The 10,928-nt window shown below is 68.3% G+C and carries 11 protein-coding genes; 1 reads left to right on the top strand and 10 read right to left on the bottom strand.

What is annotated here, in order from left to right; translation table 11 throughout:
• Positions 1–23: 23 nt before the first annotated feature.
• The 10 genes from ACE3UA_RS01925 to ACE3UA_RS01880 all read right to left on the bottom strand — a co-directional run bounded on the left by ACE3UA_RS01925 (position 24) and on the right by ACE3UA_RS01880 (position 9,746).
• Positions 24–815: an SDR family NAD(P)-dependent oxidoreductase gene (locus tag ACE3UA_RS01925; RefSeq protein WP_374641965.1), complete on the bottom strand. Its 792-nt coding sequence runs from the start codon at positions 813–815 to the stop codon at positions 24–26.
• A complete protein-coding gene (locus ACE3UA_RS01920) occupies positions 808–1,503 on the bottom strand; it encodes an acylneuraminate cytidylyltransferase family protein (RefSeq protein ID WP_374641963.1) in 696 nt (231 codons plus the stop codon). The genes ACE3UA_RS01925 and ACE3UA_RS01920 overlap by 8 nt, the downstream gene beginning before the upstream one ends.
• Complete coding sequence (locus tag ACE3UA_RS01915; RefSeq protein WP_374641961.1) at positions 1,500–2,435, bottom strand: Gfo/Idh/MocA family protein; 936 nt, start codon at positions 2,433–2,435, stop codon at positions 1,500–1,502. The genes ACE3UA_RS01920 and ACE3UA_RS01915 overlap by 4 nt, the downstream gene beginning before the upstream one ends.
• A 21-nt stretch (positions 2,436–2,456) precedes the next feature.
• Entirely contained in the window at positions 2,457–3,872 is a 1,416-nt protein-coding gene (locus tag ACE3UA_RS01910; RefSeq protein WP_374641959.1) for an amidase, read from the bottom strand.
• 69 nt (positions 3,873–3,941) lie between these two features.
• Positions 3,942–4,970: an extracellular solute-binding protein gene (locus ACE3UA_RS01905; RefSeq protein WP_374641957.1), complete on the bottom strand. Its 1,029-nt coding sequence runs from the start codon at positions 4,968–4,970 to the stop codon at positions 3,942–3,944.
• 20 nt (positions 4,971–4,990) lie between these two features.
• The gene (locus ACE3UA_RS01900) at positions 4,991–5,794 is read right to left on the bottom strand and encodes an ABC transporter permease (RefSeq protein WP_374641955.1); all 804 of its coding nucleotides are present in this window, start codon (positions 5,792–5,794) and stop codon (positions 4,991–4,993) included.
• Positions 5,787–6,701 carry an ABC transporter permease gene (locus tag ACE3UA_RS01895; protein WP_374641953.1) on the bottom strand — a complete coding sequence of 305 codons (915 nt, stop codon included), beginning with the start codon at positions 6,699–6,701 and terminating at the stop codon, positions 5,787–5,789. Before ACE3UA_RS01895 ends, ACE3UA_RS01900 begins: the two co-directional genes overlap by 8 nt.
• The gene (locus ACE3UA_RS01890) at positions 6,701–7,765 is read right to left on the bottom strand and encodes an ABC transporter ATP-binding protein (RefSeq protein WP_374641951.1); all 1,065 of its coding nucleotides are present in this window, start codon (positions 7,763–7,765) and stop codon (positions 6,701–6,703) included. Before ACE3UA_RS01890 ends, ACE3UA_RS01895 begins: the two co-directional genes overlap by 1 nt.
• A 75-nt stretch (positions 7,766–7,840) precedes the next feature.
• Entirely contained in the window at positions 7,841–9,277 is a 1,437-nt protein-coding gene (locus ACE3UA_RS01885) for an amidase (RefSeq protein ID WP_374641949.1), read from the bottom strand.
• A gap of 148 nt (positions 9,278–9,425) precedes the next feature.
• On the bottom strand, positions 9,426–9,746 hold the full coding sequence (locus ACE3UA_RS01880; RefSeq protein ID WP_374641947.1) for a DUF6476 family protein: 321 nt from the start codon (positions 9,744–9,746) through the stop codon (positions 9,426–9,428).
• Between ACE3UA_RS01880 and ACE3UA_RS01875 the strand changes: the two genes are divergently transcribed.
• On the top strand, positions 9,745–10,806 hold the full coding sequence (locus ACE3UA_RS01875) for an RluA family pseudouridine synthase (RefSeq protein WP_374641945.1): 1,062 nt from the start codon (positions 9,745–9,747) through the stop codon (positions 10,804–10,806). The genes ACE3UA_RS01880 and ACE3UA_RS01875 overlap by 2 nt on opposite strands.
• Positions 10,807–10,928 lie beyond the last annotated feature (122 nt).

Here is a 10,928-nt window from a genome sequence, read left to right as displayed (position 1 = left end):
TGTCCACCGTGGACAGACCCACCTCACCACCCGCTGAACCCGCCGTCGACGTTGATCATCTGCCCCGTCATATACCCCGCCTGGGCCGAGGCGAGGAACAGCATCGCATCGGCGATCTCGTCCGGCTTGGCCATCCGGTCCAGCATGATCAACTCCCCCACCCGGCGCTGGAATTCCTCGGAATGCCCGTTGAAGACGGCCCCCGGCGCGATCGTGTTCACCGTCGCCCCCCGCGGCGCCCAGTAGCCTGCCAGCCAGACCGTCAGCCCATGGACCCCCGCCTTCGTCACCCCGTAGGCCGAGAAATTCTTGAACGGCATCCCCTCGTAGATCCGGTGATGCGCCCCGTTCAGGGCATACATCGAGGCGACGTTGATCAGCGTGCAGGGCCATCTGCCCACGATGTCCCGGTCCATCTGCCGCGCCACCATGAACGGGCCGGTCAGGTTGGTCCGCAGCGTCTTCTCCCAGTCCGAGACCTTCAGGTCGGCGAAATCCGGGAACGGCTGCCCCGCCCCCATCAGCAGCTCCCCCGTGATCGCCGCGTTGTTCAGCACCACGTTCGGCTCCCACCCATCCTTCAGGATGCGGGCGAAGATTTCCGTCACCTCGTCCTCGTTGGCGACGTCCAGCGGGTAGAAGCGGAACGCCTCCTCCCCCCCATGCGCCGCGACCAGCGCCTCGGCCCGCTTCCCCGGCAGGTCCGAGGCGATCACCCGCGCCCCCTCGGCCAGCATCCGGCGGACGTAGGTGGAGCCCAACACGCCCCCCGACCCGGTGATGAAGACGGTGCGGCCTTTCAGTTGCTCAGCCATGCTTGGCCTCCTGCATCAGGAATTCGACAAGTCGGAAATCGAAGGGCGTGTCGATGTCGACGCAGCGTTCCGGCGGCATCAGGTAGGGGATCACCCGCCCCTCCCACAGCCCTTTCGAGCGTTTCAGATAGGCGGGGTCCACGACATAGGTCGAGGCCGCATGTTCATAGACCACCGGCGCCTGCTGCCGCGCCACCACGCCCCCCGGCAGCGGTTTCGAGACATGCAGCGCGCCGGTCGCATCCGGCTCTACCAGGTTGAAATAGGGGTTCTTCCGCGCCTCGCAACAGCTCATCACCATGTCGGGACGCTCGGCCCGGAACAGCTCCAGCGCGGCGGTGATGTCCGAGGGCAGACGCAGCGGCGAGGTGCAGTCGAGGTCGAGGAATGCCTCGACCGGCCCGACCAGCGCCTCCGATGCCGCCAGCGCATGCTGCCAGACGCCCCATTTCCCGGCGGTGTCGGTGGCCAGATGCGCGGGCCGAAGGCCGATCTTCAGGCAGCCCTTGGCGACGGCATGGTCATAGATTTCCTCGTCATCCGTGCTGACGACGACCGCATCCACCAGCGGATGCTCGAGAAGCTGGTCCAGCGACCAGTCGATCAGGGGCTTGCCCTGGATCATGCGGAAGTTCTTGCGCGGCACGCCCTTGGAGCCCTTCCGCGCGCCGATGTGACCCAGGATCATGGGATCTCCTTGACAATCTCGCCGACGAAACCGCGCATCGCCCAGGCCCGCGCCACCAGCCGGGCCGAGGGCAGGCAGAGGTCCAGCCGCGGCAGAAGCGGGTTGCCCGACAGCGCGCCCCCGAAGGCCAGCGCCAAAAAGTCGCGCATCGCGTCGAGGAACATCGTGTTCCGCTCCAGTTGCAGCGGCAGGTCCTGCGGACCGGAAGACCCGGTCACCCGGTAGCTTTGCGCGGCGAAGTCGAAGTCGTGCATCCGCTCCGTCCCCCGCAGCAGCGTGCGGCGGTGCAGTTTCGGCGTCAGGTAGTCCATCGAGACATCGCCGACAACCGCCTGACCCCGCAGGGAAATCCGGCTGGCCACGTCAACCCCCGGATAGGCGGGATGGCCAAGGCTTTCCACCCGCGTCACCTCCAGCCCCGGAAACAGGCAGGCGGCCAGGTCCAGCTCATGGCAGAGGTCCAGCAGCACCCCGCCGCCCTCGGCCCGCGCGGCGTAGCTTTGCGAAAAGCGCCAGTTCGCCCGCCATTGCGTCACGTCATGGCCGATGCTCAGCGCGAACTGGAAGACGTCGGACAGGTCCGCCGCCGCCAGGGCGCGCACTGCCGGGTGATAGCGCATCATGTAGCCCAGCATCGAGCGGTCCGCGACCGGGGCGGCGGCCTCGGCGATCGCCTCCACCTCATCGGGCCGGAAGGCGAGCGGTTTCTCGACATAGATCGGCAGGCCGCGGGCCGAGGCGGCCTGGACCAGCGGCAGGCGGATATCGGTCGCGGTGGCGATCACCACCGCCTCGGCCCCGTCCAGCACGGCAAGTGCGCCGCCAAGCCCCGCCTCGCGCCAGGAGACCAGCCGCGACGACGCGCCGAGCGACTGGAGATTGTCGTGATGCCTGCGGCCGATGGAGCCGGAGCCGATGACCAGAACGCGCATGCTGCCCCCTTTGGGCCAGCCCTAGCGCGAAACCGGCGCCGGGACCAGAGGCGGCCGGCGCTGCGGCCATTCCGTCGCGCGGTGCCAGGCCTGGCCGATGGCCAGAACGCCCATGTCGTCGCCCGAGCGGCCGATGACCTGCATCCCCATCGGCAGGCCTTGCGGCCCGAAGCCCACGGGCACCGAGAGGGCAGGCAGGCCGATCAGGCTGGCGGGGACCACCACCTCCATCCAGCGGTGATAGGTGTCCATCTTGCGCCCCGCGATCTCCTCGGGCCAGCGCCATTCGGCCGGGAAGGGCCAGACCTGCGCGCTTGGCAGGACCACGGCGTCATAGCGGTCGAACAGCCGCGCGGCATGGGCGTGCCAGCGGCTGCGGATCACGCTGGCCTCGTAGACCGCCTGGGCGGACAGTCCCATGCCCTGCTCGATCTCCCAGATCGTCTCGGGCTTCGTCAGCGCCCGCTTTGCCGGATCTTCGGCCAGCGCCCGCTTGCCGCCCGCGTTCAGCATGGCGCGCAGCGTGACCCAGGCGGACCACAGCTTCTCGGCCGGGAAGGGCGGGGGCAGGGGCTCGACCACCGCGCCCATGTCTTCCATCTGGCGCAGGGCCGCCTCGCAAAGCTCCAGGATCCCCGGCTCCATCGGATAGGCCCCGCCCCAGTCCGCCAGCCAGCCGATCCGGCAGCCCGTGAGGTCGCGGTCCAGCGCAAGCTCCGGCACCGCGCGCGGGAAGGGGGCCTCGGGGTTCTCGCCCGCCAGCACCAGCAGCAGCCGCGCCAGATCCTCGACCGTGCGGGCCATCGGGCCTTCGGTGGACAGGGTGGACAGATAGGTGTCGCCCTCGGCATCCTGCGGCACCAGGCCCCAGGTCGGGCGGAAGCCATAGACGTTGCAGAAGGCGGCCGGGTTGCGCAAGCTGCCCATCATGTCCGACCCGTCCGCGACCCAGGCCATCCGCGCCGCCAGCGCCGCCGAGGCCCCACCAGAAGACCCCCCGGCGCTGCGCGTCAGGTCATAGGGGTTGCGCGTCACCCCGAAGACCGGGTTGAAGCTGTGCGAGCCCTGGCCCCATTCCGGCACATTGGTCTTGGCCGCGATCACCGCGCCAAAGGCCCGCAGCCGCGCCGCCACCAGATCGTCCTTTACCGGCACATGGTCCTTCCAGACCGGCGAGCCCCAGGTCGTCCGCAACCCTTTCGTTGCCACCAGATCCTTGACCGGAAAGGGAATCCCGTGCAGCCAGCCCTGCGGCGCGACATCGTCCAGCGCCCGCGCCTCGGCCATCAGCGCATCCGGGTCGCGCAGCGAGACGATGGCGTTGACCGCCCCGTTCAGCGCCTGGACCTGGGCCAGCCAGGCCGCCATCACCTCGGAGGGTGCGACCTCGCGCGCATGGATCGCCTGCGACAGCCGGGTTGCAGGCCAGTCGAGCATGGCTTCCTCGTGGCAAGAATACTCAAGGGGCGTCCGGGGGCCACGAAGACCCCCGGACATATTCCGGGCTTACTTCTGCAGCTCGGTCCAGATCGCGGTCATGTAGTCCAGCCCCTTGCCGGTGCAGGTCGGCAGGAACACTCCGGCCGCCTTGTGCTCTTCGGGGACCACCACCTCGGGCGCGGTCTTCATGTCTTCCGGCATGAATTCCTCGGAGCCGGCGATGCCGTTGGCATAGCGCGCAAAGGCCGAGATCATCGCTGCATTCTCGGGCAGCATGATGAAGTCCATGAACTTGTAGGCTTCCTCGACGTTCTTGGCGTCCTGCAGCAGCATGACCGAGTCCATGAAGATCGGATAGCCTTCCTTGGGATAGCCGTATTGCACGTCGCCGTTGGTGTTCAGGCGCACCCGCATCGTCGAACCGTTCCAGTTCACGCTGGCCGCCCAGTCGCCGTTCGACAGGCGTTCGGTCGCGCCATAGTCCATGCTGATCCAGTCGGGCTTGGCCGCCAGCAGGACGTCACGCACCTTCTTCATGACCTCGGGGTCTTCCGAGCAGGGTTCGCCGCCGACATACATCGTGGCCAGGGACAGGATGTCGACCATCTCGGGAACGACGTTGATCTTGCCGACCAGTTCCGGCGGGACGTCAAGGAAGACGGCCGAGGTATTGATGTCGCCGCCATAGACCTTGGTGTTGACCGCGATCCCGGTCGAGCCCCACTGCCACGGAATCGAGAGCTTCCGGCCCGGATCCCAGGCCACGTCCATCCATTCCGGCGCGATGTTCTTGTGGTTCGGCAGCTTGGACAGGTCCAGCTCCTGCACCAGGCCCTTCTCGGCCCAGATCGGGACGAAGCTGGCCGAAGGCACCACGAGATCGAAGCCCGAGCCGCCGGCCTCGACCTTGGCCAGCGCCACGTCGTTGCTGTCAAAGTCGGTGACGGTGACCTTGATCCCGGTCTCGGCCTCGAATTTCTTCAGGAGTTCGGGGCTGGTGTAGTTGCCCCAGTTGTACAGTTGCAGCTCGCCCTCGGCTGCGGCGAGCGTGGCCGAGGCGAGAAGGATCGCGGTTGCGGACAGAAGATGTTTCATCTTGGTCTCCCCAGTTGGTTTCAGTCTTTCTTGCGCGTCAGCAGGAAGAAGACGGTCAGAAGCACGACCGTCACTGCCAGAAGCATGGTCGAGATCGCGTTGACCTCGGGCGTGAAGGCGCGGCGAAGCTGGCCGAGCATGTAGGTGGGCAGGGTGTCCTGCCCGCCGGACTTCACGAACTCGGTGATCACCACGTCGTCGAGGCTGATCACGAAGGCCAGCATCGCCCCCGCCATGATGCCGGGGGCGAGCAGGGGCAGGGTGACCCGGCGGAAGGTCTGGAAGGGGCTGGCGTAAAGGTCGGCCGCGGCGGTTTCCAGCGACAGGTCCATGCTCTCCAGCCGGGCGCGGATCGGCAGGTAGGCGAAGGGGATGCAGAAGGCGGTATGCGCGGCGATCAGATAGCCCAGCCCCTGATAGCCGGTCGCGACCTTCAGGATGCCGAAGAAGATCAGCAGCGCCACGGCCGTCACGATCTCGGGCACCATCAGCGGCTGGTTGAGCATCACATAGATGAAGGTCTGCCCCTTGAACGCCCGCCGCCGCGTCGTCCCCAGCGCGGCCAGCGTGGCAAGCGTCGTCGACAGCACCGCGGCCGAGGCCCCGATGATCAGAGAGCGCATCGTCGCCGCCTTCACGTCGGCATTGTTCCAGGCATCGCCATACCAGCGCAGCGAGATCCCGCCCCAGGTCGCAACCGAGTTCGAGCCGTTGAACGAGAAGATCACCAGCGTGACGATGGGCAGGTACAAAAGCACGAAGGCCGCGATCGCGACGGTCGCAAAGCCCGGCAGGCGGGAGATCTGGAAGCCGCGCTCAGCCATTGCCCGTCCCCCGGTCCCGGTTCGCGGCCTGGACATAGACCAGCAGCGCCGCCATCACGATGATCAGCAGCGTGACCGACAGCGCCGCGCCCAAGGGCCAGTTCTTGCCCTGCAGGAACTGCAGCTCGATGAAGTTGCCCAGCATCATCTTCTTGCCGCCGCCCAGGATGCGCGGGGTGACATAGGCCCCGAGCGAGGGCACGAAGACCAGGATCGATCCGGCGACGATCCCCGGCTTGACGATCGGCAGGATCACCCGGCGCAGCGTGCGCCAGCGGCTGGCGTAAAGGTCGTAGGAGGCCTCGAGTAGCCGCATGTCGAAACGCTCGATCGTGGCGTAGAGCGGCAGCACCATCAGCGGCAGGTAGACATAGGTCATGCCGATCAGGACGGCGCCCTCGGTATAGTTGATCTGCAGCGGCGCATCGATCACCCCGGCCCAGAGCAGCAGCGTGTTCAGGATGCCCTCGTTGCGGATCACCTCGTTGATCGCGAAGGTGCGGATCAGAAGGTTGGTCCAGAAGGGAATCGTGATCAGGAACAGCCACATCGCCCGTTGCTGCGCCGGCCTCGTGGCGATGAACCAGGCGGTGGGGAAGCCGACGGCGAAGGTCAGGGCCGTGGTGGCCAGCGACAGCCAGACCGAGCGCCAGAAGATTATCAGATGCGCGTCGGCCAGCGCATAGCGTTCCTCGAAGATGTCATAGGTCAGGAAGATGCCCTTCCAGCCCTCGATGCTGAAGGCGCGGATCACGCCGCCGGTGTCGTTCGCGGTCAGGAAGGAATACCAGACGACGATCAGCAGCGGCCCCGAGGCCGCCAGCGCCAGCACCACCAGCGCCGGGGCGGACAAAAGCCAGCCGTTGCGGGCCGAAGTCCTGACGGCGTTTTCCTCGGCCGGGCTCATCAGTCCTCCACCCGCTGCACGGCGCCATCGGCAAAGCGGATGCCGACCGCCTGGCCCTCGCTCAGCCCCGCCTCGCCCGAGGCCGGGCTTTGCAGCCGGGCGACGATCTCCGTCCCGTCGGCAAGCGACAGGTGGCAATGGGTGTCGGTGCCGAAATAGACCAGCGTCTTCACCCTGGCCTGCAACCCGCCATCGGTCGGCGCGCCCAGACGCAACTGCTCCGGCCGCACGATCACCGTGGCCTGCCCGCCCGCGCGCAGGCCCGGGGCGTCGATGCGCTCGCCGGTCGGCAGGCGCAGCGCCGCGTCCTCGGCGGTGCCGGTCAGGAAATTCGTCTCGCCGATGAAGCTGGCGACGAAGCGGTTCTTCGGGTGGATGTAGATGTCCTTCGCCGTGCCGACCTGCTGGATCTTGCCCGCGCTCATCACCGCGATGCGGTCGGACATGGTCAGGGCTTCTTCCTGGTCGTGGGTGACGAAGATGAAGGTGATCCCGGTCTCGGTCTGCAAACGCTTCAGCTCGATCTGCATCTCCTTGCGCAGCTTCAGGTCCAGCGCCGACAGCGGCTCGTCCAGGAGCAGCACCTTCGGCTGCGGCGCCAGCGCCCTGGCCAGCGCCACCCGCTGCTGCTGCCCGCCCGACAGCTGGCTGGTCTTGCGCCCCGCCATCGCCTCGAGCTTGACCAGCGCCAGCATCTGCGCCGTCCGCGCCTTCACCTCCGACCCCGGCTTGCCCAGCATCTCAAGTCCGAAGGCGATGTTCTGCGCCACGGTCAGGTGCGGAAACAGCGCGTAGGACTGGAATACCGTGTTCACCGGCCGCCGGTTCGGCGGCAGGGTGGTGATGTCGGTCCCGTCCAGCAGGATCGTGCCCTCGGTCGGCATCTCGAACCCGGCGATCAGCCGCAAGAGCGTGGTCTTGCCGCAACCCGAAGGGCCGAGGAGCGTGAAGAACTCCCCCCGCCGGATATCCACCGAGACATCGTCCAGCGCCCGCACGGTGGCGGCGCCCTGCCCGAAAGCCTTCACGACATTGCGTGCCGAGATCGTCACGTCACCGGCCACGGCCGCACCCCTGATTCATCCTCATTTGATCATATTGAGACGGGCAATCGCGGAGTGACAAGCGATTCCTTCCCCTCATGCCGCCATCGGCGCCCGTTTTCCCGCCCAGGGTGCGGCGCGCTCAACCTCTGCGCACAAGGCGATCAGGGTTTCATCCTGGCCGAAGGCAGCGGCGAGGTGGATGCCGATCGGCAGGCCCGAGGACGACCAGCCCAGCGGCAGGCTTGCGGCGGGCTGGCCGCTGGCATTGAAGGCCGCGCAGAACGGCGAATAGGCAAAGATCCCCTGCGGCCCGGTGCGATAGGCGACATAGTCCTCGGTCGTCGGCGTGAAGCGGCCGACCCTTGCCGGGGGCTCCGCCAGCGTGGCGGTCAGCAGCACATCCGGCCCCTGGTCGAAGAACCCCGCCATCTGCCGGCCGAAAGCGTGGATTTCGCCCACGGCCTGCAGATAGCGCGTCGGATGCAGGGTCTGCGAATGCGCCCAGGCGCCCCGGCTGACCCCCTCCACCTCATCGGCGGTCGGCGGGCGGTCGCCGAGCTTGGACCGGATCGACAGCGCGGTGCCGACGCCGACGATATCGGTCCAGGCCCGCATCATCATCGGCACATCAGCAGCAGGCCGCGCCGGTTCGACCCTGTGCCCCAGCGCCTCCAGCAGCTTGCCCGCCGCGCGCACCGCCTCGGCCACCTCCGGGTGGATCGGCTCTCCCGTCAGCGTGGTGTCGCAGATCGCCACCCGCAACCGGCGCGGCGGACGGCTGATCGCCGCGGCATGGCCCCGCTCCAGGGGCGGCGCGACATAGGGCGCGCCCAGGTCCGGCCCCTCGCAGGCGTCCAGCATCACCGCCGTGTCGCGCACCGACCGCGTGAGGAACCCGTCGATCGCCATCCCCGCCCAGCCCTCGCCCGCATAGGGGCCATCCGGCAACCGCGCCCGCGTCGGCTTGAACCCGAACAGCCCGCAGGACGAGGCCGGGATCCTGACCGATCCGCCGCCGTCCGAGCCATGCGCCATGGCCACGATCCCCGCCGCGACCGCCGCACCGGCGCCGCCCGAGGACCCGCCCGAGGTATGGTCAAGGTTCCACGGGTTCCGCGTCGGCCCGCCATAGACCGTCGCTTCCGTCACCGTGCCCACCCCGCCCTCGGGGCTGGTGGTGCGGCCGAAGGTCACCACGCCCGTCGCCTTGATCCGCGCGAAGATCGCCGAATCCTGCCCGTAGGTCGTGTTGGCGAACAGGCGCGAGCCGTTGTGCGAGGGGAAATCCTTCGCCTCGGCGCCAAGGTCCTTGATCAGGAACGGCACGCCCCGGAACGGCCCGACCGGCAGCCCTTCGGCGATCGAGCGGCGCGCCACCTCCTCCTGCACCAGGACGACGGCATTGATCGCCGGATTCCGCGCCTCGACCGCCGCCAGCGCGGCGTCCAGCAGTTCCGAGGGGCTCACCTCTCCCTTCGCCACCAATCCCGCCAGTTCCGTCGCATCCGCCGCGCCCAGGTCGCCGATCATCGCATCCCCCATATTGCTGTCCGAACCCTGCCGCCCCGCGCGGCCAAGGTCAAACGCTTACCGCCATCCAAAGGTCGTTCCGGCCGTCTCCTTGCCCTTCTCGCAAATACTCTCGGGGGTTCGGCGGGCGAAGCGCCCCCGGGCGAGGTCAGGGCTCCAGCGCCACCTCCTGCCGCAGCCGCCCGTCGCGGCCGAAGACCAGCAGGCGGTCATCCGCCGTCACCACCGCGATCCAGCCTTCGCCGAAGGTCACCGCCTGCGCCCTGGCCCCGTCGGGCAGGGCAAAGCCCTCGGGCAGGCCGGGGGCGGGTGTTCCCAGCGCCTGCGGCATCCGGGTGACAAGCAGGGCCACCACGGTTATGACACCGCCGATCATCGTCAGCGTCAGCACGATGACCAGCCATTTCAGAAGCCGCAGGCTGGGCGGCAGGGCCGGATCGGGGGCTTCAGGCGTGGCGGGATCGGACATGGAGATGCCTTTCGACGAGGACGGAGACCAGGATGGGCCGGGCGACGAGGCCACCGTCCTGACCGTGACCATCGGCCCGGATGCCCCTGGCCGTCTTGATAAGGCGCTTGCCGCCGCCGTGCCAGAGGGGGCGTCCCTTTCCCGTTCGCGCCTGGCCCGGATGATCGCCGAGGGCGCGGTCAGCCGCGAGGGCGTGGCGGTGACCGACCAGAAGGCGAAGGTGGCCGAGGGCGAGGTCTACAGCCTTCGCCTTGATCCCGCCGCCACGATCGAGACCCTGCCCGAGGCGATCCCGCTGACCGTGGTCTGGGAGGATGCCGAGCTGATCGTGATCGACAAGCCGGTGGGCATGGTCGTCCATCCGGCGCCGGGCACGCCCTCGGGGACGCTGGTGAACGCGCTCCTGCATCATTGCGGCGACACGCTTTCCGGCATCGGCGGGGCGCGGCGGCCGGGGATCGTGCACCGCATCGACAAGGACACCTCGGGCCTGCTGGTCGTGGCCAAGACCGACCGGGCCCATCACGGCCTTGCCCGGCAGTTCGAGGAGCATTCCGTCACCCGCCGCTATCTTGCGTTGGTGCATGGGGTGCCGATGGCCTCGGATCCCCGGTTGCGCGGGTTGCGCGGGGTGACGGCCGAAGCGGCGGGGGTGCTGCGCATCGCGACCAACCTGGCCCGGCACCGCACCGACCGGCAGCGGCAGGCCGTGGTCTGGGAGGAGGGCCGCCACGCCGTCACCCGCTTCCGGGTGGCCGAGGCCTTCGGAACCCAGGCCGCGCTGGTGGAATGCTGGCTGGAAACCGGGCGGACGCATCAGATCCGGGTCCACCTCGCCTATGCCGGGCACGGGCTGGTGGGGGACCAGACCTATGGCGGCAAGAAGCGGCTTGGGTCGGTGCTGGGGCAGGGGGCGGTGCTGGGCAACGCCTTTCCCCGGCAGGCGCTGCATGCGGCGGCGCTGGGGTTCGACCATCCGGTGACGGGGGAGCGGCTGGAGTTCTCCTCTCCGCTGCCGGCCGACATGGCGGGGCTGATCGAGGCGCTGCGGGCGGGCTAGGCTGTGAACTCATAAACGGGATTTCCGCGGGTTCTGAAGCGTGATTCACTCGCCTCGATGGAGGTGGTGATGGCGCGTTTTGATCTTTCGGACTTCGAATGGGATCTGATCCGAGCGCTGCT

Origin of the sequence: Tabrizicola sp. (assembly GCF_041919135.1) — a bacterium.
Classification (GTDB): Bacteria; Pseudomonadota; Alphaproteobacteria; order Rhodobacterales; family Rhodobacteraceae; genus Tabrizicola.
The sequence above is the reverse complement of the archived record's forward strand: the minus strand, read 5'-3'. Positions and strand labels throughout refer to the sequence as shown.